Origin of the sequence: Nocardia alba NBRC 108234, from assembly GCF_001612665.1 — a bacterium.
GTDB classification, from domain to species: Bacteria; Actinomycetota; Actinomycetes; order Mycobacteriales; family Mycobacteriaceae; genus Nocardia; species Nocardia alba.
In genome coordinates this window covers 142,346-165,995 of record NZ_BDAX01000019.1, presented here as the reverse complement: position 1 = coordinate 165,995, position 23,650 = coordinate 142,346, and the positions used below count along the sequence as shown (strand labels likewise).

Genomic DNA, 23,650 nt, shown 5'->3' with positions numbered 1-23,650 from the left:
CCACTTCCGTGTACGGAGACGACATCGCATCGGTGCTGATCACCGAAGACGAGATCAAAGCCAAAATCGAGGAACTGGCCGAACTCGTCGCCAAGCGGTACCCGCCCGATTCCCCCGAAGGCGACCTCCTGCTGATCTGCGTTCTCAAGGGCGCGATCTTCTTCATGACCGACTTCGCCAGGGCGTTGACGATCCCCACCCAGCTCGAATTCATGGCCGTATCGTCCTACGGTTCGTCCACCTCGTCCTCGGGCGTCGTGCGCATCATGAAGGACCTGGACAAGGACATCGCGGGCCGTAACGTCCTGATCGTCGAGGACATCATCGACTCGGGCCTGACCCTGTCCTGGCTCAAGCGCAACCTGTCCACCCGCAACCCGGCCTCGCTGGAAGTAGTGACCCTGCTCCGCAAGCCCGACGCGCTGCGCACCCCCGTCGATGTCGCGCACGTTGGCTTCGACATCCCCAACGAATTCGTCGTCGGCTACGGCCTCGACTACGCGGAACGCTACCGCGACCTGCCTTACATCGGCACCCTCAACCCAGCGGTTTACTCCTAGCCCGCTGTCCGCGAGCCGACCACCCGCAATAAGGCGCGGATGTCGGCTTCGATGATCCTGAACACCGCGTAGGACACGACGAACCCGATCACCCCGCCCACGCAGATAGCGCGGAGTGGGGTGGTGGTCGTTCGTAGGTCTTCGACCGGCAAGAACGTCGCTCCGATACCCGCGACGAGCGGAATAGACGCCGCAGCGATCAAATATCGGCGACATTGGGCGATCAAGCCTGTCAGTGCCTGTCTATCGCGGCGGAAGTCCTCACCATGGTGGAGAAACAACGGGTAGACGCAACGCGTGAGATACAGCGTGATCAGGAAGAACGGGTAGGTCATCGCAATGGCCGCGCAAATCGCTGCCGCGAGTCCGAAGTGAACTACGGTACGGATAGTCAGACCGTTGCCTGCGAATCCGATTGTCGCCGCGAATACAGCAGCCGCCATCAGCCACAGGACGGAGGCTATCGTGACGGCCTGGTTGCCCAACCTCAAGGAATCCTGGCGGGCGCGGTCGAGCGAACTGGAATGGCAGTCACTGCCCGCACGCAGCCGCCGGGGAATAATGAGGAGCCGTCTGGCCAGGTAGATCAAGATTGCGGCGCCGAAAGCGAAGAACACCACATTCGTGGCGCCTGCGACTCTCAGTAGAGTGGCACGGGTGCTCGGGTCGAGCCGGTCAACGATCAGCGCGGTGTTCAACTGTGCGTTGTAGATGGCGGCCAGCAAATTGGGGATGGCGATCGACAACGCCATGATGGGAAACAGGACCGGTCGCAATCTGATTCGCCAACTGTTCGGTGGTGGATCTACAAGGTCGCGAGCATGTGCGTCCTGACTCAGGTCGAACTGCGTAGCGAGGACATCTCCGTCGGGCCAGCGGTCAGTTCGGTCAGGCTCGAGGCAACGCAGCAACACCCGGCGGAGTGCAGGCGGGCAGTCCGGTGGAAGTTGTTGTAGCGCATAGTCGCTCACGCCATTGCTGCGCGAGGTGAGTATCGCTTCGAGTCTGGTTCGATCGCACCAGGTGGGGTCGTCGGCGTTGGTGTCGTCGAATGGCTTTGTGCCGGTGAGTAATTCCCACAGCAGTACGCCGAGTGAGAAGAGGTCGGAGCGTGCGTCCAGATCGGCGGCGGTGCGGTCGTAGCCGGGATGGCTGGCCTCCAGCTGCTCGGGTGACATGTACGCCAGCGACCCGCCGAAATACGAGAGCGGGCTGGTGCCCGCGGTCTCGCTGAAGCTGATGTTGAAATCGGCGAGCTTCGGCACACCCTCGGCTGTGAGCAGGACGTTCGCCGGTTTCACATCGCGGTGCAGCACACCCCGATCGGCCGCGTGGTCCAGCGCGGCGGCCAGCCGCCGACCCAACCAGGCCACGGTGTCGGGCCAGCTGAGTCGGGCGATCTCGTGGCGCACGCTCGAATCCGCCGGGCGGATCTCGCCCTTCTCGGTCATCGCCGCGTCGATCGCGTCCAGCAGGAGCCGGCCGTCGCGTTCGGCGGGCGGGGTCGCGCGGACCCAGCGCAGCAGGTCGAGCAGGGTGCCGCCGGGCAGGAACTGCATGTACAGCAGTCGCAGCCGGGGCGAGCCGTCCTCGGGTGGATCGAGGACCAGCTGATCGAACACGCGCACGATGTAGGCGTGGTCGAGCTGGGCCAGGGTCTGTGGCTCGGTACCGCTGTCGGCGGAGATCTTCACCGCGACCAGGCGTTGCATCGACCGTTGCCGGGCCAGGAAGACCCGGGCGAACGCGCCGACGCCGAGTTCGGTGAGCAGCTCGAAGTCGCCGACGCGATCGCCCGCCTCGAACCGGTCGAGCCCGCGACGATCGGTGGAGTGCATGGTGGCGGTGCGGTCGAGCGAGGGACGGGTCGCCTCGGTGCTGACAGTCGGGCTCACGACGGGTGATACGCGCGCACACGCGCGGAAGTTCAACCGTGCCGTGGATCGGTCAGCTGACTACCCGTTCCAAGGCTTTCAAGTCGGCTTCCAGAGCGCGGAAGAGCAGGTAGGAGCCGATGAAGGCGACGATGCCGCCGACGCAGAGCACCCGAACGGCGACGATCACCGCCGGGATATCACCGGGCGGCAGAAAGGTGACGCCCGCGACGGCGAGCAGCGGCACCGAGGCGGCCACCGCGAGGTACCAGGTGCAGCGGCGGCTGAGCGCGCGCAGCCAGGCGCCGTCGTCGGCGCTGATCTCGCCGTGGCGAAGGAAGATCGGGTAGATGCAGCGGACCAGGTAGAACGTCACGAGGAAGAACGGGTAGGCCACGGCGATCGCACCGCAGACCAGCAGCGAGGCGAGGAAGTGGACCACGGCGTGGCCCGGGACGTCACCGGCGGCCAATCGCAGCGCGATCGGGAAGGTGACTCCCGAGATCGCCCAGAGCGAGAACGCGACGATCACCACCCGGTCGCCGAAGCGCAAGGTGTCGTGTCTGGTGCGGCGCAGGATCTCGGAGTCGTAGCGGCGGCCGTGGCGCAGACCGCGCGGTACGGAGAGCACGAAACGGGCGAGGTAGATGAGCACCGCGGCGCCCAGCGGGAAGAACACCACGTTCACGCCCGCGGTGATGATGACGAACGATTTCTGCGCGGTCTCGCTGAGCCGGCTCACCACCAGGTGCTGATTGTGCAGGATGTTGTACCAGGACGCGAGAGCGTTGGGGACACCGATCGCCAGGACCAGCACCAGCAGCGGCCACTTGCGCCACAGCATCCGCCAGCTGTTCGGCGGCGGGTCGACCAGGTCGCGGGCGCGGGCGTCCAGACACAGGTCGAACTGCTTGGCCAGCACCGAGCCCGTTGCCCAGCGACCCGACCGGTCCGGGTCGAGGCAGGTCAGCAGCACCCGGCGCAGGGCAGTGGGACAGTCGCCCGGAACCCGCTCCAGCGCCACGGGGTCGACGCCGCCGGTTCGGCGCTCGAGCATGGTCTCGAGGGTGGTCTCGTCGCCGCGCCCCTCGGCCGCCGCGGTGTCGTCGTCGAACGGCTTGGCGCCGGTCAGCAGTTCCCACAACACCACGCCGAGGGAGTAGATGTCGCTGCGGGTGTCGAGATCGGCGGCGGTGCGGGCGAGACCAGGGTGGCAGGCCTCCAGCTGCTCGGGCGACATGTAGGCCAGCGAACCGCCGAAGTAGGCCACCGGGCTGGTGCCCTCGACCGTGCGGCTGAAACTGATGTTGAAGTCGGCGAGCTTCGGGACGCCCTCGGCGGTGAGCAGGACATTCGCCGGTTTCACGTCGCGGTGCAGGACACCGTGCGAGGACGCGTAGTCGAGCGCCTCGGCCAGCCTTCTGCCCAGCCAGGCCACCGTTTCCGGCCAGGTCAGGTCAGCGATCTCGGAGCGCACGCTCGAATCGGTCGGGCGGATCTCGCCCTTCTCCTCCATGGCGGCGTCCACGGCGTCGAGCAGGAGTTTGCCGCTGCGCTCGGCCGGCGGGGTCGCGCGGACCCAGCGTAGCAGGCCGAGCAGGGTGCCGCCGGGCAGGAACTGCATGTACAGCAGACGCAGGCGACGCGAATCCGATGGCGTCGAGTCGGTGTCGAGCAGCTGTTGGTCGAACACGCGCACGATGTAGTCGTGGTCGAGTTGGGCCAGGGTCTGTGGCTCGGTGCCGCGGTCGGCGGAGATCTTCACCGCGACCAGACGCTGCATCGAGGTCTGCCTGGCCAGGAAGACGCGCGCGAAAGCACCGGAACCGAGGCCGGTGAGCAGTTCGAAATCGCCGATTCGCTGGCCGATCTCGATGCGGTCGAGCGGCTCGAACGCCCCGGGGTTCGACAGAGCGTCCGTCGACGCCGTCGCGGCCGAGGTGGCGGTCGCGGTGAGGTCGAGCTGCGGGCTGGTCATCTGGGTACTACGAGTCGAGTCCAGGGTTCGGTTCACCGTCGCGTCCGGATCGTCGGAGCGGTGGGTGCTCTGATCGAGGTCCTCGGCATTGAGCAGGCCGCGCAAACTGGGCGCCTGCTCCGGATACTCCCGCAGGCAATCGCGCGGATCGACGCGCTCACCGCTGTGCCTGCGGATGACGAATTCCTCGAACACCAGCCCTGCGGGCAGCGATGCCCGATCGAGTTCGGGGAACTCGGCGCAGTACTGACTCAGCCGCTTGCGCGCGATGTCGGTGCCGGCGTGATGCAGCCAGCGGTGGCGAAGGTCGACCCGGATCAGCTGGTGGAGCGCCTGCGCGCGCAAGGTCGCCGCGTCGGGCAGGTACGCGGCGATGTCGGGCGGGTGCTCGCCGAGCGTGCCCCACGCGGCGGCGAACGCCTCGACCATGTCGACGCGCACATTCGTGGCCCGACCGGGTGTTGCGTCGGGTAGTTCACCGCTTCCGGTGTTATCGCTCATCAACCGACCTCAAAGGTTCGCGCGCGGATCGGTGCGAAATTCATTCCGCCACACCCGCCGCCATCGCCGGAGAGCTGTACTAGAAATGATAACTTGCGCCTCTAGAGCTGATCACCCGAATTTCGACGACCGTGCGACGGGGGCGAATCCGCAGATGAACGAGGACCTCACAGCGGTAGCATGGGAGTCCGTCGACGACGACGGCGTAACGGACGCTGAGGTGACGATGGACTCGTCCCACCTACCCGCCGACCAATACCCCATCGGCGGCCCCGCAGCCGCGCTGGCCGCCCGCGTTCGCGCGGGCGTGATCACCCCGGCCGACGTCACCGCCGACGCGCTCGCCCGCATCGCCTCGGAGAATCGCAAGATCAACGCGTTCACGATGGTGCGCGGCGAGCGGGCCAGGGCGGAAGCGCGCGAACTCGCCGCCAGACCGGACCTCGACGCGCTGCCGCTGGCCGGTGTGCCGGTGGCGGTGAAACAGAACATCGCGGTGGCGGGCGAGCCGACGCAGGCGGGTTCGGCGGCCACCTCCGCCGAACCGGCGAGCGTTGATCACCCGGTGGTGGCCCGGTTGCGCGCCGCGGGCGCGATCGTTGTCGGGCTGACGGCGATGCCAGAACTCGGACTGTGGGGCAGTACCGACTCCACGGGGTGCGTTACCCGTAATCCGCGTGATGTCGGCCGGTCAGCGGGTGGATCCTCGGGTGGCGCGGCCGCCGCGGTGGCCGCCGGACTCGTGCCGATCGCGCACGGCAACGACGGCCTGGGCTCGATCCGGGTGCCCGCCGCGGCGTGCGGAGTCTTCGGGATCAAGCCGGGTAGACATGTGGTGCCCTCGCAGATCGGCGCCGACTCCTGGGCGGGCCTGGCCGAGAACGGCGTCCTCGCGACCACGGTGTCGGACGCGGCGCTCGCCCTTTCGGTGCTGGCGGGCCGTTCCGACCTGGCCGAACTACGCAAGCCACAGCGACTACGCATCGGACTGGCCGTGGCTCCGCCGTCGCGACTGGTTCGAATGGATCGGCATTGGACGGCGGCGGCGCGCACCGCGGGTGCGCGCGCGGCAGTGGCCGGGCACGAGGTGCAACCGGTGGAACTGCCCTATGGCGACGCGGCGCTGTTGATGCTGCTGCGCTGGCCGAGCGCGAGTCTGGCCGACGCCGACGCACTCGCGAACCCCGAACTGCTCCAGCGACGCACCAGACGTCATCTGGCGATCGGGCGGGTGATCCAGCGACTCGGTCTGGTCCGGCCGAGCCAGATCGACCGGACCGAAGCCAGACTGCTCGAGTTCTTCGAGGACTTCGACGTGGTGATCACCCCGACGCTCGCCGCACCGCCGCCCAAGGCCAAACAGTGGAGCGGGCGCGGGTGGGCCGCCAATGTCGTGTCCTCGGTGCGCTACGCGCCGTTCACCGGGCTGTGGAATCTGCTCGGCTGGCCCGCGGCGTCGCTACCGATGGGCACCCATCCCGAGGCGCACACCCCGTTGGCCGCGCAACTGATCGGTCCGCCGGGCAGCGAGTCCACTCTGCTCGGTCTCGCCGCCCAACTGGAACTGTCGAACTAGGCGCGACCCGCGCCGTCGCTCAGACCGCGATCGGCTGCGGCTGCGGGGTCGGCTCGGAGAAACCACCGTCGACGGCGCGACCGGCGAACTCCAAGATGGTCGGGCGCGTGTCGTCGGCCCGCCATGCCACCGCCAGCTCACACGGGGTGAGGCCGGCGACCGGACGCGCGGTGAGCCCGGGCCAGCGGTACATCGGCACGTTGTTCTCGGCCAGCAGGCACACGCCGAGACCGAGACTCACGGCCTCCAGCTTGTCTTCGGGGGTGGCCGCCTCGGCGCCGATCTTGGCCGCCTTGCCGCCACGGGCATCGTTGCCGAGCCAGAAATCGCGGACCGCGCCCGCCTCGGTGGGCAGGGCGATGAAGGGCTCGTCGAGCAGATCAGCGAACTCGATGCTGTCCTGCTCGGCCAGCGGATGCGATTCCGGCAGCAGCACCCAGCGCGGCTCGGTGCGCAGCACCTGCCAGCGATACCGGTTGGAGTCGGGCAGCGGCAGCCAGACCAGCGACAGGTCGGCCTGTCGACCGGCCAGGCCACTCGAGGGGTCGTTCCACGATGCGGCGTGCAGGGCGAGGCGGTGACCGCTGGCGCTCTCCAGGTCGTTGATCAGTCCCCGGCCGAGTGCGGACTGGATACCCACGCGCAGCACTTCACCGGCTTCCTGGAGGGACACATTGGTCACCTCCCACAGCTCGAGGATCTTGCGTGCGCCTTCGAGCAGTTCCTTACCGGCGACGGTGAGGGCGACACTGCGCTGGTTGCGGTCGAACAGGACCACGTCGAGCTGGCGTTCGAGCTGGCGGATCTGGCGTGACAACGTCGGCTGAGCGATATGCAGCCGCTGGGCGGCGTTCGTGAAATGCAGTTCCTCAGCGACGGCGACGAAATACCGCAGATCGCGCAAATGCGGGTCCATAGCACCTTGCTATCAGAATCGGTCGGGAAAATCCAGCCAAAACTGGCAAGGAAGTTCGCGGAGGTGGATCAAAACAGTCACCAGGTTGGTATTGCACAGCATATGGCCTGGCATGGTGAGCTGCACCATCGGATTGTCTATTGTTCGTGCCGATGTGCCATTGGGTGAATCAGCGTCAAATTTGGGCAGCTGACCAGCGAAAATGCGGCGATTTTCACATTGACCGCCCGAATGTGGGCGCTGTCGGAGCGGTCGAAAGGTGCCGCTGACCACGGCACTATGACCCGATAGGGCACAAAAGTGATCTTGCTCACAAAATTGTTTCGAAACGGTGAATCCGGCTGCGCGCCAACGTGCGTCGCAGCCGGAATCGACCTACTTGCTCTTCTTGAGACGCAACACCGTAGGCAGGTCGATCCGCCGCATCCCGCGCGCACCGGCCGCCCGCATCGCCGCGACCGCGATCACCAGTTTGTTCATGTCGGAGGGGTACCAGAACAGTTCCTTGCCCATGGTGGGCAGCTTCGGCTTCGTCATCGCCTGGGCGCGGCAGTATTTGCGCAACCCCGACGCACCGCCCCACCGCGCGCCGACGCCGGACAGGCCCCAACCGCCCATCGGCATCGCGGGATTGAACAGGTTCGCGAACACGTCGTTGATGTTCACCGCGCCCGTCTCCAGCTGCCTGGCCACGCGTTCGCCGCGCGCCTTGTCGCCGGTCCACACCGATGCCGAGAGCCCGTAGATCGAGTCGTTGGCCAGCCGGATCGCCTCGGCCTCGTCGGCCACCTTCATCACCGGCAGCGTCGGGCCGAAGGTCTCCTCGGCGACGCACGACATCGAATGATCCACATCCACGAGCACGGTCGGCTCGAAGAAGGTGCCGACACCGGTGCGTTTGCCGCCGGTGGTCACCCGGGCGCCCGCCGCCACCGCTTCGTCGACGTGGCGCTGCACGATCAGCACCTGGTTCTCGTTCGCCAGCGCGCCCACGTCGTGCTCGGACTCGCGACCGTCGGCGCCCTGGCGCAAGGCGGCGACCGCCGCGGTCAGCTTGGTGACGAATTCGTCGTAGACCGGCGCCTCGACATAGACCCGCTCGACGGAGATACACACCTGACCGGCGTTGAACATGCCGCCGAAGGCGATGCCGTGCGCGGCGCGGTCGAGGTCGGCGTCGGCGAGCACGATCGCCGGGTCCTTGCCGCCGAGCTCGAGGCTGTAGGGCACCATCCGCTCCGCGCAGGCGGCCGCGATCCTGCGACCGGTCGCGGTGGAACCGGTGAACTGGATGTAGTCGGCGTTCTCGACCACGGCCGCCCCGGTCGCGCCGGCGCCGGTGACCACCCGCAACACCGGCGGCGCGCCGATCTCGGCCCAGCCGCGGGCCAGCTCCACCGCGGACAGCGGCGTCACCTCCGACGGCTTGAGGATCACCGCGGCGCCGGCGGCCAGCGCGGGGAACACATCGATCGCAGGCATCGCGAGCGGGAAGTTCCACGGCGTGATCACCCCGACCACGGGATAGGGACGGTAGGCCACGGTCAGTGACTTCACCCGCGCGAGCGGGCTGTGCGGGGACGGGTGGTCGTCGGCGAGGAACTTGCCCGCCCGGCGCGCGTAGTAGCCGAGGATGTCCACCGCGAACGCCGAATCGACGATCGCGTCGACGCGCGGCTTGGCGGTCTCCGATTGCAGCACCGCGGCCAGCTGCTCGGTGTTGTCGATCAGCCAATCCTGCATCTTCAGTAGCCAGTGCTTGCGCCCGGCCGGCCCGATCGCCTCCCATTCGGGCTGGTAGAGCCGCAGTTCGCGGACCGCCGCCGCCACGTCGTCGGGTGCGATGACGGGTACGGTGCCGACGAGGTCGCCGGTCGCCGGATTGTGAACTTCGATCACCGCGACGTCATTGTCGAGTTCGCTCACTGGTCGTTCTCCTCGTGCGTCCGCTGAATTCGGTGCATCGGCAGGCGGGGATGTGGCCTGTCCGCTGATTCCTACGCTGTCTCGCCGACCTCGTTCTCGCGCGCCGCGATCCGCCGCAGCGGCGGCTCGGTGGGCGGCGGGACCCGGCGATCGGGCAGTTCCGCCAGCAGGGTGGTGGTGGCGGCGGCGATGGCCGCGACGGCTTTGTCGACCGCGGGTTTGGTGGCGCTGCTCAGGCCGGAGATGCCGCCGACTTTGCGCACATACTGCAAGGCGGCAGCGTAGATCTCCTGCTCGGTGGCGGCAGGCTCCAGACCACGCAAGACGGTGATATTTCTACACATGTCAGAACCATAGACCTGTGCGGCATGACACGACAGGTGAAGAATAGGGGGATCTGAAAATCTCGTGATGCAGGTGAGATTGGAGCGCGCCCCGTGATCGCGGTCACGGCACTAGACTCGCCCGCATGGCTGCCAGGGGAGTACCAGCGCTGACCACATTCCCGTACCCGGAATTAGACGAGCGCGAAGAAGATCATTGGTCGGGCGCGGGTGTGAGCGACGACGAACTGCGCGCGCTCGCCCTCGGCGCCTTCTATTCCACGCGCTGGGACGCCTTTCACGACGCGATGCTGCTCGGGCCCGAACGCGAGCACCCGCTCGGCGACCGCCGCGAACTCGCCATCGACACCCTCACCGGTGCGTGGGGCATCACCGACGGCACCGAAGCCCGCGCCTCGATGGAGCAGTTGCTCGAGGGCATGCACGCACCCCTGTACTCGCTGGTGCATCCACTGGTGATGGCCTCGGTCAATGCCAGCGAGCGCGACCGCTTCGGCGAACGGGCCGACAAGCAGCGGGCGTTCCTGCGTCAGGTCGGTTCGTTTCGGGGGATGGACAATCCCGAGGCGCTGGTCCGCGACTACGACATCTGGGCACAGGCCATCAAGATCGGCTTCACCGACCACCTGTCGCGCCCGCTACCCAACGACATCCACGCCTGGGACCTGGCTCGCGTAGTCGCGGTGGCCCGCATGGCATTCACCGCGGGATACATCGACGCCGACGTGGCGTGGGAATACTGCATGCGCGCGCTGGCCCCCGCGCAGCGCCGCTACCGCAACTGGCGCCAGTTCGGCGATGCCTATCTCACCGGCTGGACCTACTGGCAGGCCACCGAGGACCTGGCCGAACTCAAGAACGGCGGCGTCGACCGGCGGATGGAACTGGTACGCCTGTGGACCCGCCCCACCAGCCCCTGGCGCCGGATCGAACTCAACGAACCGGAACAAAAGGCCGAAACCGAAGCACCCGAACCGAATTGAACATCTGACCCACCCCCGAACATCCCGACCCCGAGGAGGGATCGCCGACGCAGTCGGCGGTCGCGCCCGTCCCGTCGATCAGGTGCCGTTGCGTACGCGACGAAGGAGCAAGCAACGGCACCTGATCGACGGGACACCAGGGGGCGCGACCTTGAGCGCGCCAGCGCTCCAAATTACAAGCTGCGCAGGATCCCGCGGCCGTAGCGCTGGAATTGCGTGTCGTCGACCATCCCGAGCGAATGCCGTTCGACCAGCAATTCCCATTCCGCGTACAGCTGGTTGACACCCGGATCGGCTGCCCCGGCGGCACCGTCGGCGGCCTGTCTGCGGATGGCGAAATTCACCGCGCAGGTGACGCGTTCGGTGTCGGCGCGATCCACGCCCGCGAAATGCAGCGTGCGATTGCCGTCGTTGATGTCGATGCCGGAGCCGCCGTGGCGCGTATCCACCTCGCCGGGCGCCGAGCGCGCGCCTTCGACGGTGCGGGCGCCGAGGATGGCCGCCACCGCCAATTCGAAGGCATAGCGTTCGCCGCCGCCGATGGAGATGAACAGCACCCGGGAGGTGGTCGCGGCGAGCAGACCGGCGCCCGATCCCGCGGGCGGGGTGGCCAGGGCGATGGCCGTCTCCAGGACGTATTCGTCGGGGGTGACATACCGGTTCAGCGCGGTGACCGCCGAACGCGCGTCCTTGCGCGGGGCCATCCGGCGTACGGCGCGCTCGACATCGGCCCTGGTGGGACCCGACTTTCCCCACTCGGGAGCGGGTGGGGTGAGATCGGGCGCGGCCACGTCGATGCGCTTGGTCGCCATGATCTGGTCGTTGATCCGGTCGACGATGCCGAGGGCGGTGGGCACGTCGTGCTCGGCGATGAGCACCGGAAGGGGAGTGCGGTCGGCGGGAACTCCGGTGAGTACCGCTGTGGGGTAACGCAGATAGATCTCGATCACCACCGCCTCGTCGGCGCGCCGATTGAGGCGCACCTTGAGTAGGTCGGCGATGGGAACGTCGAGAACACGTTCGCCGTCGGTACCCGGCCGGAGGACGACGAGCCGTCCACCGCCGTGGCGCAGAATCGCTGTGGGTGTTCGTAGCTCGACGATGTCTATACCCCCTGCGCTGTAGTTGTGTCGTCGCCCACGATAAGGCGGGCATGACATGATTGTGGCCAGTTGCCACAACCCGGTCGGAGCGTTCGGGAACCACTTGCGTTCTCCGGCCGTTTACCAGTGCAACTGCACCAGCAGCCGAAGTGCGCGATGTATCGAACTAGACCGTACGCGGTAACGTGGCATGTCCGCATCCGAAACCCGCCGATCTCGACGCTTCGCAAGCACACCCGGAGTAACAACCGGAAAGGACTGGGCCGTCCGGCCGACGCTCTATGAACCGCAAGACAGTGTTTCGCACCTTGGCGATCATCTCGGGCATCATGCTCATGATCTGGCTGTTCAGCTTTCTCAGCGATGACACGCGCGGTTGGGAGAGTGTCGACACCTCCGTTGCGCTGACCCAGCTCGAAGACAAAGCGAACGTCAAGAACGTGCAGATCGATGACAAGGAGCAACAGCTCCGCATCGAACTGAACAACGGCAACGAGGCCACGAGCAACAACGCCAAGATCGTCGCCAAGTACCCGAGTGGTGGGGAGAACTCCGCCCAGATCCTCGACGCCGTGCAGAAGTCCGGCGCGCCGTACGACACGGTGGTCAAGCAGGAGAGCTGGCTGTCGCAGCTGCTGCTGTTCATCGTGCCGATGGTGCTGCTGGTCGGTCTGTTCATCTTCGTGATGTCGCGCATGCAGGGCGGCGGTCGTGGCGGGATGATGGGTTTCGGGAAGTCCAAGGCCAAACTGCTGACCAAGGACATGCCCAAGACCACGTTCCAGGACGTGGCCGGTGCCGACGAGGCCGTCGAGGAGCTCTACGAGATCAAGGACTTCCTCCAGAATCCGGCCCGCTATCAGGCGCTCGGCGCGAAGATCCCCAAGGGCGTGCTGCTCTATGGGCCGCCGGGAACCGGTAAGACGCTGCTGGCCCGCGCGGTCGCGGGCGAGGCCGGGGTGCCGTTCTTCACCATCTCCGGTTCGGACTTCGTCGAGATGTTCGTCGGTGTCGGCGCCTCGCGCGTGCGCGACCTGTTCGAGCAGGCGAAGCAGAACAGCCCCTGCATCATCTTCGTCGACGAGATCGACGCGGTCGGTCGCCAGCGCGGTGCGGGCCTCGGCGGCGGTCACGACGAGCGCGAGCAGACCCTCAACCAGTTGCTGGTCGAGATGGACGGCTTCGGCGATCGCTCCAACATCATCCTGATCGCGGCCACCAACCGTCCCGATATCCTCGACCCCGCGCTGCTGCGCCCCGGTCGGTTCGACCGGCAGATCCCGGTCGGCAACCCCGATCTGGCCGGTCGCCGCGCGATCCTGCGGGTGCACTCGGCGGGCAAGCCGATCTCGCAGGAAGCCGACCTCGAGGGTCTGGCCAAGCGCACGGTCGGCATGTCCGGCGCCGATCTGGCCAACGTCATCAACGAGGCCGCGCTGCTCACCGCCCGCGAGAACGGTTCGGTCATCACGGGCGAATCGCTCGAGGAATCGGTCGACCGGGTGATCGGCGGCCCGCGCCGCAAGAGCCGCATCATCAGCGAGCACGAGAAGAAGATCACCGCCTACCACGAGGGCGGCCACACGCTGGCGGCGTGGGCGATGCCCGATATCGAGCCTGTCTACAAGGTCACCATTCTGGCCCGCGGCCGCACCGGCGGCCACGCCATGACCGTGCCCGAGGACGACAAGGGCCTGATGACCCGCTCGGAGATGATCTCGCGGCTGGTCTTCGCGATGGGTGGGCGCGCCGCCGAGGAACTGGTGTTCCATGAGCCCACCACCGGCGCGTCCTCCGATATCGATCAGGCCACCAAGATCGCCCGTGGCATGGTCACCGAGTACGGCATGAGCGCTCGTCTCGGCGCCGTGCGCTACGGCCAGGAGCAGGGCGACCCGTTCCTCGGTCGCTCGATGGGCGTGCAGCCCGACTACTCGCACGAGGTCGCCCGCGAGATCGACGAGGAGGTTCGCAACCTCATCGAGGCCGCGCATACCGAGGCGTGGTCCATCCTCAGCGAGTACCGCGAGCAGCTCGACGCCTTGGCTACCGCGTTGCTCGAGCGCGAGACGCTGCACCGCAAGGATCTCGAGACGATCCTGGCCGGGGTGCAGAAGCGTCCGCGGATCACCGCGTTCAACGATTTCGGTGATCGGCATCCGTCCGACAAGCCGCCGGTGAAGACGCCGGGCGAGCTGGCCGTGGAGCGCGGCGAGCCGTGGCCGCCGGTGCAGCCCGCGCCGGTGCCGGTGCCCAACGGGGCGCCGCCGGTGGAGCCCAACGGCTACCCGGGCCAGCCCTATGGTCAGCCCGCGCCGCCCGCGGCCGGTTACCCGTTGCCCGCCGCCCCGACCCAGGCGTTCCCCCGGCAGTCGGGGACGCACGGCTCGCGACCCGATTACGGCGCTCCGGCAGGCTGGTCGGCGCCGGGTTGGCCGCCGCGCGAGGATCAGCAGCCACCGCAGCAGCAGCCTCAGCAGCCCCAACCGCCGCAGGACCAGGGCAGTGCCTGGGGACGTCCCGAGCAGCAGCAACCGCGGCACACCGGCGACGGTTACCAGCCGTGGGGCGCCCAGCCGCAGCCGCCGGTGCGTGACGCCGATCCGGAGAACAAGGATTGGGAAGGGCCGAACGGCCGCCACTGACCGGTGGCCAACTACGCTCGAATGTCGAATCCCGGAGAGGTACCGGGATTCGGCACTGGTTCTCGGACTACGCTCGGTCGTCGAATGTCGGGTGGTCGCCGACTCTCGGCTTCTGGTTCCCGGCCCGCCGGCCTCTGGACTGAGCGCAGGGCCGAGGACCCGCGGCGTCAGCCGCAAATATCACGGAGGTGCGGAGAAGTTGTCGGCCAACAAGCAGGATCTCGATCCGACAGGTGAGCTGGGTGCGTCCAGTCCGTCGGAGCTGACGGCGCTGGCGACCGGTTTGCCGTTCGATCAGGCGCGCGCGGAGAGCGCGGTGCGTGAGCTGCTGCTCGCCGTCGGTGAGGACCCGGACCGTCCCGGCCTGGTCGACACGCCCGCGCGCGTGGCGCGTGCGTACCGGGAGATATTCGCCGGGCTCTACACCGAGCCCGACGCGGTGCTGGCGACCACGTTCGACGAGGGTCACCAGGAACTCGTACTGGTTCGCGACATCCCGATGTTCTCCACCTGCGAGCATCATCTGGTCTCGTTCCACGGCGTCGCGCACGTCGGCTACATCCCCGGCTCGCACGGCCGGGTGACGGGTCTGTCGAAGCTGGCCCGCGTCGTCGACCTCTACGCCAAGCGCCCCCAGGTGCAGGAGCGGCTGACCAGCCAGATCGCCGACGCGGTGATGCGCCGACTCGATCCGCGCGGCGCGATCGTGGTGGTCGAGGCCGAGCACCTGTGCATGGCCATGCGCGGAATCCGGAAGCCCGGTGCCAGCACCACCACCTCGGCGGTGCGGGGCCAGTTGCAAACCGACGCCGCCTCGCGAGCTGAGGCGCTGGACCTGATCCTGCGCAAATGAGCGAACCGCTGGTGACCGCCCGTGACCGCCGCTCCTGCGTGGTCATGGGTGTGGTCAACGTGACCGCTGATTCCTTCTCCGACGGCGGTCGCTACCTCGATCCCGAACTCGCGATCGCCCACGGTGTCGAGCTGTACGAGGCGGGCGCCGACATCGTCGATGTGGGTGGCGAATCCACCAGGCCCGGAGCCGACCGGGTCGATCCGGCCGCCGAGGCCGCCAGGGTGGCGCCGGTGATCAGGGGTCTGGTCGCCGCCGGGGTGCCGACCAGTGTCGACACCATGCGCGCCGAGGTCGCCGAGGCCGCGCTGGCGGCGGGCGTATCGGTGGTGAACGACGTCTCCGGCGGCCGTGCCGACCCGAACATGGTGAAAGTCGTCGCCGAAGCGGGTGTGCCGTGGATTCTCATGCACTGGCGGGCGGGCGCCGACTACCGGCACACCGGACCCGCCGATCACTACGATGACGTGGTCGCCGAGGTCCGTGCCGAACTCACCGCCCAGGTCGATGTCGCTGTCGCCGCCGGTGTCACCCCGGACCGACTGATCCTCGACCCCGGTCTCGGCTTCGCCAAGAACGCCGAGCACAACTGGGAGCTGCTGGCCGCGCTGCCGGAACTGGTGGCAGGCGGTTTCCCGGTCTTGATCGGCGCCTCGCGCAAGCGTTTCCTCGGCGCGCTACTGGCCGACGAATCCGGCCCGCGCCCGCCCGATGGTCGCGAAACGGCCACCGCCACGCTGTCGGCCCTCGTGGCCACCCACGCAGCCTGGGGTGTGCGCGTGCACGATGTGCGAGCCTCTCTCGACGCCATCGCCGTCGTCGACGCCTGGCGCCGAGCCGCCGACGCTCGATCGGCCGCTGCCCGAGGAGCCACGCCGTGAAAGTCCCCGCTACCCGAACCGTCGCAGGCGTCCGAGTCACTCTTCGAGGAGCTGTCCGATGAACTCGCCCTTGCTGCCGCCGCGTGCGGGTAGACCCGCCACGTCGCGGATCGAGCTGCGCGGCCTTCGTGCGTTCGGCAGGCACGGAGTGTTCGACTTCGAGCGTCGTGACGGTCAGGAATTCGTCATCGACCTGACGGTGTGGGTCGATTTCGCCGTCGCCGCGGCGTCCGACGATCTCGCCGACACCGTCGACTACGGCGCGCTCGCCGAACGTGCCGTGCGCATCGTCACCGGTCCGCCGCGCAACCTGATCGAAACGGTGGTCTCCGAGATCGCCGACGACGTGATGGCCGACCCGCGGATCGAGGCGGTGGAGGCGGTCGTGCACAAACCGTCGGCGCCGATCCCGCACACCTTCGAAGACGTGCGGGTGGTGGCCATCCGGTATCGCACGCAGGCCCCGGAGCCGCGACGATGACTCGCGCGGTGCTCTCGATCGGCTCGAATATGGGCGATCGGCTCGCGCATCTGCGCAGTGTGCGCGACGCGTTGGGGGAGCGCGTCGTGGCGGTTTCGCCGGTCTATACGACCGCGCCGTGGGGTGGCGTCGACCAGGACGATTACCTCAACGCCGTGGTGATCGCCGAAGACCCGGCTTTCGACGATTACGCCTGGCTGCGGTTCGGTCAGGAGCTCGAGCAGGCAGCGGACCGTGTTCGCGAGGTTCGCTGGGGTGCGCGCACCCTCGACGTCGATGTGGTCCAGTGCGCGGACAGCACCGGCGCGGCGATCGACCGCCACACCGACCCGACGCTGATCCTGCCGCACCCGCAGGCCCACCACCGGGCCTTCGTGCTCATTCCGTGGCTGGCCGTCGAACCGGCCGCGCGCCTGCTCGTCGACGGGGTGGCCCGACCGATCGCGGAGCTGCTGGCCGGACTGGACGCGTCCGAGCGGGACGGCGTGGTTCGTACCGATCTGGTGCTGCACGAGGAAAGCGCCGGCTCGTGCTGAAACCCACCCGGGTACTCGATCTCGCGCTGAATGTGGTGGTGGCCGCCGCGGTCGCCTGGATCGCCACCCGGTTCGCCTATTCCAGTTTCCCGTCGATCTCGGTGGCCGCGGGCGCCTCGCTGCTGCCGGTCGCCGCGATCGAGGCGACGCTCGGTTTCGCGATCAGGGCCAAGATCGCCGATGAGCAGATCGGTGATGGTCCGGGCCAGATGCATCCGATCAACGTCGCCAGGGGCGTGGCGCTGGCGAAGGCGTCGTTGCAGGTGGGTTCGCTGGCGGCGGGCGTGTGGCTGGGGTTCCTGCTGTGGGTTTTCCCACAGCGCGGCACCGTCACCGCCGCCGCTACCGATTCGCCGGGGGCGGTGGTGGGGCTGCTGGCCGGTTCGGCCCTGGTTGCTGCGGCTTTGTGGCTGGAGTATTGCTGTCGGGCGCCCGAGGACCCGACCGACGATCCTGCTACTACATAGCAACTTGCGAATGGAATCACTGCGACCTTTGGTGGGCCGACCAGCCGTTTCCGGCTACCCTGGCGCTCATGGTTTCACCTTCCCGCAACACTGCGCCCCGTCGACGGCGGGACGACGCGGGAAAATTCTTCGTCGGTTTCGTCCTGCTGCTCGGTCTGACAGCCAGTGTTTTCCTGATCTTCAGCGAAAATGTCCAATACGTGCGGATCGGCCTGGTAGCGGCGCTGTGGGCGGCGGTTATCGGCGCTCTCGCGGCAACCAGATACCGCAAGGACGCTGCCGTCGACAAGGCGAAGGTGCACGATCTGCAGACGGTGTACGAGTTGCAGCTCGAGCGTGAGATCGCCGCACGCCGCGAGTACGAGATGGGCGTCGAGGCGAGGGTGCGTGCCGAAGTCGGCGCCGATTCCTCCGAGATCGCCGCATTGCGCGCCGAGCTGACCCTGCTGCGCCAGAATCTGCAGGTCCTCTTCGACGGCGCACTGCCCGACGAGCAACCCGCGCTGCAGGCCGACGCCGTGCGGATCGACGCGTTGCCCGCCGGTGGCTTCAATGCCTTCGACGATCATGATCATGATTTCGACGTCAGCCCCCATGATTTCGACGTTAGCCACGAGGATGCCGCCGCAGCCTGGTTCGGTCCGTGGCAGCAACCGCCCAGCGCATTGAAACCTGTCTTCATCCAACCGGTTTCGGCCAATTTCGCCGACCCGTACGACGATCCGGTCACCGCGGAGACCTCGGCGGTGCAGCTCGACGAGTACGCCGAAACCCAGCAGCCGACCGTCGCCGAGCCGCCCACCGCGCCGTCCAATCCCTCGGCCAAGACACCTCCGCCCCGGCTGTCCTCGCCGAATACCCGCCAGGTGTCGGGCACCGACCTCCCGGTCGAGCCCATCACCAACGGCCATTCGTTCGCGACCCCCGAGCCCACCCTGGCAGCACCCGAGCCCACCCTGGCAGCACCCGAGCCCGCTCCGGCGGCACCCGCGCACACTCCGGCGGCGCCCGCGCCCATCCCGGTGACCCCTGAGCCGACTCCGGCACCGGTCGCCGCGGACGAACCGGTCGCGGTCCCGGTGGCCACGGCGGAGCCCGCCCAGCCGCCGGCCCCTCGCCCGGAGAAGGCACCCGCGGTGGGCACCAGCACCCGTCGACGCCGCCGCGCCGAAACCGAGGGCACCGCCCGACTATCGGTGGCAGACATCATGGCCAACCTGGAATCGGAATCCAGCCGCTGATACCCCGCCGACAGGCCCGCCTCGAGCCGACCCCGCACACGCGCGGGGCCGGCACCAGGTAGTTCGCGCCGGGGACGGCAGCGTAAGCCGACCCGCGCGGGCGGGAGAGCTAGATCACGGCGGGGTTGATGGCGCCGTGCCCGCACACCCCTCTATCCTCGACTCGTAACGTCTGGTACCCGCAACGCGGGACTGGAACGAAATCGAGAGGACAACGTTGACCTCGAGAAGTGTCAACCCTGATGGCGCGCGCACGAGTATCGACGCCGTGCCCGCACGAATGGATCCAGCGCCCGCACGACTGACGGTAGGAATCGTCTCGGCGGGACGAGTGGGTTCCGCACTCGGCGTCGCGCTCGAGCGAGCCGGCCATGTGGTCTTCGGTGTCGCCGCGATCTCCGACGCCTCGGTGCATCGTGCCCGTACCCGGCTTCCCGAAGCCCAGGTGCTGCCGATCGAACAGATCGCCCAGCGCAGTGAACTGCTCCTGCTCGCCGTTCCCGACGCCGAACTGGCCGGGCTGGTCCGCGGCCTCGCCGGGGCGAACGTGGTCCGCCCCGGCACCATCGTCGTCCACACCTCCGGCGCGAACGGCGTCGCGATCTTGGCGCCGTTGACCGAGCAGGGCGCGCTCGGCCTCGCGATCCACCCCGCCATGACCTTCACCGGCCACGACGAGGACATCGCTCGGCTCGCCAATGCCTGCTTCGGCGTCACCGCCGCCGACGAGGTCGGGTACGCGATCGCGCAGGCGCTCGTGATCGAGATGGGTGGCGAACCGGTTCGTGTCGAGGAGAGCAGTCGTTCGCTCTATCACGCGGCCCTCGCGCACGGCAGCAATCACCTGGTCACGCTGATCGTCGACGCCGTCGCGGCCCTGCGCGAATCCCTGTCCGGCCCCGGCCTGCTCGGCCAGCCGCTGGTTGACGACCAGCCAGGCGGCCTGCCCGAACGGCTGCTCGCGCCGCTCGCCTCGGCCGCTCTCGACAACGCGCTGCGTCGTGGCCGGGCCGCGCTGACCGGTCCGGTCGCCCGCGGCGATGTCGATGCCGTCGCCGCCCACCTCGCAGCGCTCGCGCAGGTCGACGACCGGCTGGTCGAGTCCTACCGAGCCAACTCGTTGCGTACGGCCCAACTCGCCGACACCGATCCGGCACTGCTGGAGCTCCTCGCCAAGAAAGGCCACTGATGGAACCCCGAGAAGTGCATCACCACCAGGGTGGCGCCCGCGCCACCGGCGCCTTCAAGGCGGGCGTGCTCACCGTGCACCACAACCCGGAGGTGCTCGACACGGTCGCCAAGGCCCTGCGCGGCGCCGGTCGGACGGTCGGTTTCGTGCCGACGATGGGCGCGCTGCACGAAGGGCACCTCGCGCTGATTCGCCAGGCCAAGCTCAACAACCAGGTCGTGATCGTCTCGATCTTCGTCAATCCGCTGCAGTTCGGCGCGAACGAGGACCTCGACGCCTACCCGCGCACCCTCGACGCCGACCTCGAACTGCTCCGCACCGAGGGCGTCGACCTGGTCTTCGCGCCGACCGTGTCCGATATGTATCCGCACGGCATGCGCACCACGGTCGCGCCGGGCCCGCTCGGCGCCGAACTCGAAGGCGGCAGCAGGCCGACGCATTTCGCGGGCATGCTCACCGTCGTCGCGAAGCTGCTCAACATCACCCACGCCTCCGAGGCGTATTTCGGTGAGAAGGACTACCAGCAGCTCACGCTGATCCGGCAGATGGTGCGTGATCTGAACATGGACGCGCGGATCGTCGCCTACCCGACGGTCCGTGAGGCCGACGGCCTGGCGCTGTCCTCACGCAACCGCTTCCTCGACGCCACCCAGCGCGAGTCGGCGCTGGCGCTGTCGGCCGCGCTCGCCGCGGGCCGCCACGCCGCGGGCCTCGGCGCGGACGCGCTCGTGCAGACCGCTCGCGCGGTTCTCGACGCGGTCGACGGCCTAGAGGTCGACTATCTCGAACTGCGCGACTCGAATCTGGGTCCGGCTCCCACCGCCGGCAACGCCCGGCTGCTGGTCGCCGCCAAAGTCGGCGACACCCGCCTGATCGACAACGCTCCCGTAGTACTCGGCGCCCAGATCGACGGGCATCCCGACGCGAACTCCCTCCCTGCCTCGCAGGCGCACTGAAAGGCGACGACGATGTTGCGCACCATGATGAAGTCGAAGATCCACCGTGCCACCGTGACCCACGCCGACCTGCACTATGTCGGCTCGGTGACCGTCGACCAGGATCTGCTCGACGCCGCCGATCTGCTCGAGGGCGAGCAGGTCTGCATCGTCGACATCGACAACGGCGCCCGCCTCGAGACCTACGTGATCGCCGGTGAGCGCGGTTCGGGCGTGATCGGCATCAACGGTGCCGCCGCCCACCTCGTGCACCCCGGTGACCTGGTTATTCTCATCGCCTACGGCCAGATGGACGAGGCCGAGGTCCGCGCTTACGACCCGAAGGTGGTCTTCGTCGACGACCACAATCGTCCGGTGGAGCTGGGCAGCGACCCCGCGCACGCACCGGAGGGCTCCGGCCTCACCTCGCCGCGTTCGCTGTCGTTCGTCTGAGCCGGGCGGGGGAGCCGGCACAATGCTGCTGACGATCGACGTCCGCAACACCGGGATCGAGCTCGGTCTGTTCTCCGGCAGCGGTGAACACGCGAAGCTGGTGCGGCACTGGCGAATTCACACCAATCCGCTGATCACCGCAGACGAGTTCGCGATGCAGGTGCGTGGCCTGGTCGGCGAGGATCTCGATCAGATCATCGGCGTCTCGGCGCTGTCGACCGTCCCGCCGGTGCTGCGCGAACTGCGTGCCATGCTCGCGCGCTACTGGTCTCACGTGCCGCATGTGCTGGTGGAACCCGGTGTGCGAACAGGCATTCCGCTGCTGGTCGACAATCCGAAGGAGGTCGGCGCCGACCGCATCGTCAACTGTCTCGCCGCGTTCCGCGGTTTCGGCGGGCCCGCGATCGTCGTCGATTTCGGCACCGCGATCTGCGTCGACCTGGTCTCGGCCAAGGGCGAATTCCTCGGTGGCGTGATCGCGCCCGGCGTGGAGATCTCGGCCGAGGCGCTGGTGGAACGCAGTGCGATGCGTCGCGTCGAGCTGGCGAGGCCGCGTTCGGTGGTGGGTAAGAACAGCATGGAGTGCATCCAGTCCGGCGCGATCTTCGGATTCGCCGGGCTGGTCGACGGACTGGTCGACCGCATTCGCGACGAATTCGACGCGTTCGCCGGCACCGATGTCACCGTCGTCGCGACGGGGGCGGGCGCGCCGCTGATCGTGCCGGAATCGGAGACCATCGACCAGCACGTCCCGCATCTCACGCTGACCGGCCTGCGCCATGTCTATGAGCGCAACAAGAAATAGTGTCTGCTAAACTTGTGCTCGTGATCTTCCGTGTGCGCACCCAGGAGTGTTGTCGAGGCTAATTCGCCTCGACCGTTCGAGGCTGACGTTTCCCTCGACCGTTTTCTCACCTCCTGGAGATGCGCTCATGCGTTCCTCTGTCCTTTCCCTCTCGTCCGCACGCGATGAGTATTCCGCGACGCCCCCGCTCGACCGGGCGATCGCCTCGGCGTTGCCGACTCGGTTGCGGCCCGCTGACCTCCTGCGACTCACCGACGAAGGTGCCGAAGACGTCCTGTCGGGCCGCTACGATCACCTCCTTCCGGCCGACGGTATCTGGCCCGCCGAGGATCGCTGGGCGGCCCGCCTTTCGCACGACGACGAGGTCGATGTCTGGCTGATCAGCTGGACGCCGGGCAAATTCACCGATCTGCACGATCACGCCGGCTCGCTCGGCGCGCTGACCGTGCTCAGCGGCGCCCTTTCCGAATACCGCTGGAATGGCACGGAGTTACGCAGACGCACGCTCGCCGCGGGTGATCAGGCGTCGTTCCCGATCGGCTGGGTGCACGATGTGGTGCGCGCGCCCGCCGCCGCCGAATCCGTCGGCCCGCTCGATCCCACCTTGAGCGTGCACGCTTATTCGCCGCCGTTGACGGCGATGTCGTATTACGAAGTTACCGGCCATGGAACGTTGCGCCGAACCAAAACCGTCCTCACCGACCAGCCCGAAGGTGATCTGTGATGAGCCGTTTGACGATTGATCAGATGCTCGAGAACGCTCGCGCGCGATTGCGCCGGGTGTATGTGTACGACGTGGCCGCCGCGCTGGAACGTGGCGCCATTCTGGTCGACATCCGGCCTGCCGCCCAGCGGGTGCGTGAGGGCTCACTGCCCGGAGCGCTGGTGATCGAGCGCAATGTCCTGGAATGGCGGCTGGATCCGACCTCGTCGGCGCGGTTGTCCCTCGCCGTGGATCATGACGTGGAGTGGATCATTTTCTGCTCGGAGGGGTACACATCGAGTTTGGCGGCGGCGGCGTTGCAGGAGTTGGGGTTGCACCGCGCCAGCGATGTGATCGGCGGGTACCAGGCGTTGAAGTCGGCGGGGTTGTTGACGGTCGGCGTCGACGTCCCGCATTTCGCCCGCGAGGTGCACGCACTGGCTTCGCTGTAGACGCGAACCGCAAACTCCGAAATGTGAAGTGCCTCACTGAGTTCGTGAGTGCCCGGGTAACTTCGAGCGGTCCTGCGCAAAACGCGGGACCGGGAGCTCGCGATCGCGCTCGCGGAATTCCCGGAGCCGCGGGTGAGCGCGGTGGGCCAGCGGTAAATCCATTTCCGGCGACCGCTAATGTTGTCGGATGTGAGCACTCCTAACCCCGCCGCACCCGGCCGCGCCGCCACAACCGCTGTGGACATCGA

General features: G+C 67.8%; 22 protein-coding genes. 16 read left to right on the top strand and 6 right to left on the bottom strand.

Going from position 1 to position 23,650, the window contains the following annotated elements; all coding sequences use genetic code 11:
• Positions 1–8: 8 nt before the first annotated feature.
• A complete protein-coding gene (gene hpt, locus NA12_RS21760) occupies positions 9–560 on the top strand; it encodes a hypoxanthine phosphoribosyltransferase (protein ID WP_067454285.1) in 552 nt (183 codons plus the stop codon).
• Here hpt and NA12_RS21755 read toward each other — a convergent pair.
• The gene (locus tag NA12_RS21755) at positions 557–2,455 is read right to left on the bottom strand and encodes a serine/threonine-protein kinase (RefSeq protein WP_243654803.1); all 1,899 of its coding nucleotides are present in this window, start codon (positions 2,453–2,455) and stop codon (positions 557–559) included. The genes hpt and NA12_RS21755 overlap by 4 nt on opposite strands.
• A gap of 52 nt (positions 2,456–2,507) precedes the next feature.
• Complete coding sequence (locus tag NA12_RS21750; protein ID WP_084472985.1) at positions 2,508–4,913, bottom strand: protein kinase domain-containing protein; 2,406 nt, start codon at positions 4,911–4,913, stop codon at positions 2,508–2,510.
• A 226-nt stretch (positions 4,914–5,139) separates the two neighbouring features.
• On the opposite strand from NA12_RS21750, the gene NA12_RS21745 reads away from it, so the two are divergent.
• Positions 5,140–6,489 (top strand): amidase, encoded by a 1,350-nt coding sequence (locus tag NA12_RS21745; protein ID WP_067454693.1) that lies wholly within the window; start codon positions 5,140–5,142, stop codon positions 6,487–6,489.
• A 19-nt stretch (positions 6,490–6,508) separates the two neighbouring features.
• Here NA12_RS21745 and NA12_RS21740 read toward each other — a convergent pair whose 3' ends face one another.
• The 3 genes from NA12_RS21740 to NA12_RS21730 all read right to left on the bottom strand — a co-directional run bounded on the left by NA12_RS21740 (position 6,509) and on the right by NA12_RS21730 (position 9,675).
• On the bottom strand, positions 6,509–7,405 hold the full coding sequence (locus tag NA12_RS21740; RefSeq protein WP_067454282.1) for a LysR family transcriptional regulator: 897 nt from the start codon (positions 7,403–7,405) through the stop codon (positions 6,509–6,511).
• A gap of 375 nt (positions 7,406–7,780) precedes the next feature.
• A complete protein-coding gene (locus NA12_RS21735) occupies positions 7,781–9,331 on the bottom strand; it encodes an aldehyde dehydrogenase family protein (protein ID WP_067454279.1) in 1,551 nt (516 codons plus the stop codon).
• Between the two features lie 71 nt (positions 9,332–9,402).
• Positions 9,403–9,675, bottom strand: coding sequence for a DUF2277 domain-containing protein (locus tag NA12_RS21730; RefSeq protein WP_067454277.1), 273 nt, complete (start codon positions 9,673–9,675; stop codon positions 9,403–9,405).
• Between the two features lie 125 nt (positions 9,676–9,800).
• Here NA12_RS21730 and NA12_RS21725 point away from each other — a divergent pair, with 125 nt between their 5' ends.
• Complete coding sequence (locus tag NA12_RS21725) at positions 9,801–10,658, top strand: DUF1266 domain-containing protein (RefSeq protein ID WP_067454275.1); 858 nt, start codon at positions 9,801–9,803, stop codon at positions 10,656–10,658.
• 173 nt (positions 10,659–10,831) lie between these two features.
• Here the strand turns inward: NA12_RS21725 and NA12_RS21720 are convergent, their stop codons facing one another.
• Positions 10,832–11,818, bottom strand: coding sequence for a hypothetical protein (locus tag NA12_RS21720; RefSeq protein ID WP_243654804.1), 987 nt, complete (start codon positions 11,816–11,818; stop codon positions 10,832–10,834).
• 224 nt (positions 11,819–12,042) lie between these two features.
• Between NA12_RS21720 and ftsH the strand changes: the two genes are divergently transcribed.
• The 13 genes from ftsH (at position 12,043) to NA12_RS21655 (ending at position 23,402) form a co-directional block, all read left to right on the top strand.
• Positions 12,043–14,406: an ATP-dependent zinc metalloprotease FtsH gene (ftsH, locus tag NA12_RS21715; protein ID WP_067454274.1), complete on the top strand. Its 2,364-nt coding sequence runs from the start codon at positions 12,043–12,045 to the stop codon at positions 14,404–14,406.
• Between the two features lie 238 nt (positions 14,407–14,644).
• Positions 14,645–15,259: a GTP cyclohydrolase I FolE gene (gene folE, locus NA12_RS21710; protein WP_132369807.1), complete on the top strand. Its 615-nt coding sequence runs from the start codon at positions 14,645–14,647 to the stop codon at positions 15,257–15,259.
• Positions 15,256–16,140, top strand: coding sequence for a dihydropteroate synthase (gene folP / locus NA12_RS21705; RefSeq protein WP_067454269.1), 885 nt, complete (start codon positions 15,256–15,258; stop codon positions 16,138–16,140). The genes folE and folP overlap by 4 nt, the downstream gene beginning before the upstream one ends.
• A gap of 58 nt (positions 16,141–16,198) precedes the next feature.
• On the top strand, positions 16,199–16,621 hold the full coding sequence (folB, locus tag NA12_RS21700) for a dihydroneopterin aldolase (protein WP_067454266.1): 423 nt from the start codon (positions 16,199–16,201) through the stop codon (positions 16,619–16,621).
• Positions 16,618–17,157, top strand: a complete 540-nt coding sequence (gene folK / locus NA12_RS21695; RefSeq protein ID WP_067454263.1) for a 2-amino-4-hydroxy-6-hydroxymethyldihydropteridine diphosphokinase — start codon at positions 16,618–16,620, stop codon at positions 17,155–17,157. Before folB ends, folK begins: the two co-directional genes overlap by 4 nt.
• A complete protein-coding gene (locus NA12_RS21690) occupies positions 17,151–17,624 on the top strand; it encodes a DUF3180 domain-containing protein (protein ID WP_067454260.1) in 474 nt (157 codons plus the stop codon). Before folK ends, NA12_RS21690 begins: the two co-directional genes overlap by 7 nt.
• A 68-nt stretch (positions 17,625–17,692) precedes the next feature.
• Complete coding sequence (locus NA12_RS21685; protein ID WP_084472983.1) at positions 17,693–18,865, top strand: DUF6779 domain-containing protein; 1,173 nt, start codon at positions 17,693–17,695, stop codon at positions 18,863–18,865.
• Positions 18,866–19,145: 280 nt separating this feature from the next.
• Positions 19,146–20,054 (top strand): Rossmann-like and DUF2520 domain-containing protein, encoded by a 909-nt coding sequence (locus NA12_RS21680; RefSeq protein WP_067454257.1) that lies wholly within the window; start codon positions 19,146–19,148, stop codon positions 20,052–20,054.
• Complete coding sequence (gene panC / locus NA12_RS21675) at positions 20,054–21,010, top strand: pantoate--beta-alanine ligase (protein ID WP_067454254.1); 957 nt, start codon at positions 20,054–20,056, stop codon at positions 21,008–21,010. The genes NA12_RS21680 and panC overlap by 1 nt, the downstream gene beginning before the upstream one ends.
• 12 nt (positions 21,011–21,022) lie before the next feature.
• Entirely contained in the window at positions 21,023–21,442 is a 420-nt protein-coding gene (gene panD / locus NA12_RS21670; protein ID WP_067454251.1) for an aspartate 1-decarboxylase, read from the top strand.
• A 22-nt stretch (positions 21,443–21,464) separates the two neighbouring features.
• On the top strand, positions 21,465–22,247 hold the full coding sequence (locus NA12_RS21665; protein WP_067454248.1) for a type III pantothenate kinase: 783 nt from the start codon (positions 21,465–21,467) through the stop codon (positions 22,245–22,247).
• Between the two features lie 127 nt (positions 22,248–22,374).
• Positions 22,375–22,971, top strand: coding sequence for a cysteine dioxygenase (locus tag NA12_RS21660; protein ID WP_067454245.1), 597 nt, complete (start codon positions 22,375–22,377; stop codon positions 22,969–22,971).
• A gap of 8 nt (positions 22,972–22,979) precedes the next feature.
• A complete protein-coding gene (locus NA12_RS21655) occupies positions 22,980–23,402 on the top strand; it encodes a rhodanese-like domain-containing protein (RefSeq protein ID WP_174551118.1) in 423 nt (140 codons plus the stop codon).
• Positions 23,403–23,650 lie beyond the last annotated feature (248 nt).

Coding starts and splice junctions, on each gene's coding strand:
- panD (WP_067454251.1), top strand. CDS start 21,023: ATGTTGCGCACCATGATGAAGTCGAAGATCCACCGTGCCACCGTGACC.
- folK (WP_067454263.1), top strand. CDS start 16,618: ATGACTCGCGCGGTGCTCTCGATCGGCTCGAATATGGGCGATCGGCTC.
- folP (WP_067454269.1), top strand. CDS start 15,256: ATGAGCGAACCGCTGGTGACCGCCCGTGACCGCCGCTCCTGCGTGGTC.
- NA12_RS21725 (WP_067454275.1), top strand. CDS start 9,801: ATGGCTGCCAGGGGAGTACCAGCGCTGACCACATTCCCGTACCCGGAA.
- NA12_RS21680 (WP_067454257.1), top strand. CDS start 19,146: ATGGATCCAGCGCCCGCACGACTGACGGTAGGAATCGTCTCGGCGGGA.
- NA12_RS21740 (WP_067454282.1), bottom strand. CDS start 7,405: ATGGACCCGCATTTGCGCGATCTGCGGTATTTCGTCGCCGTCGCTGAG.
- NA12_RS21720 (WP_243654804.1), bottom strand. CDS start 11,818: ATGTCATGCCCGCCTTATCGTGGGCGACGACACAACTACAGCGCAGGG.
- NA12_RS21745 (WP_067454693.1), top strand. CDS start 5,140: ATGGACTCGTCCCACCTACCCGCCGACCAATACCCCATCGGCGGCCCC.
- panC (WP_067454254.1), top strand. CDS start 20,054: ATGGAACCCCGAGAAGTGCATCACCACCAGGGTGGCGCCCGCGCCACC.
- NA12_RS21685 (WP_084472983.1), top strand. CDS start 17,693: ATGGTTTCACCTTCCCGCAACACTGCGCCCCGTCGACGGCGGGACGAC.
- NA12_RS21730 (WP_067454277.1), bottom strand. CDS start 9,675: ATGTGTAGAAATATCACCGTCTTGCGTGGTCTGGAGCCTGCCGCCACC.
- ftsH (WP_067454274.1), top strand. CDS start 12,043: ATGAACCGCAAGACAGTGTTTCGCACCTTGGCGATCATCTCGGGCATC.
- NA12_RS21665 (WP_067454248.1), top strand. CDS start 21,465: ATGCTGCTGACGATCGACGTCCGCAACACCGGGATCGAGCTCGGTCTG.
- NA12_RS21750 (WP_084472985.1), bottom strand. CDS start 4,913: ATGAGCGATAACACCGGAAGCGGTGAACTACCCGACGCAACACCCGGT.
- NA12_RS21660 (WP_067454245.1), top strand. CDS start 22,375: ATGCGTTCCTCTGTCCTTTCCCTCTCGTCCGCACGCGATGAGTATTCC.
- folB (WP_067454266.1), top strand. CDS start 16,199: ATGAACTCGCCCTTGCTGCCGCCGCGTGCGGGTAGACCCGCCACGTCG.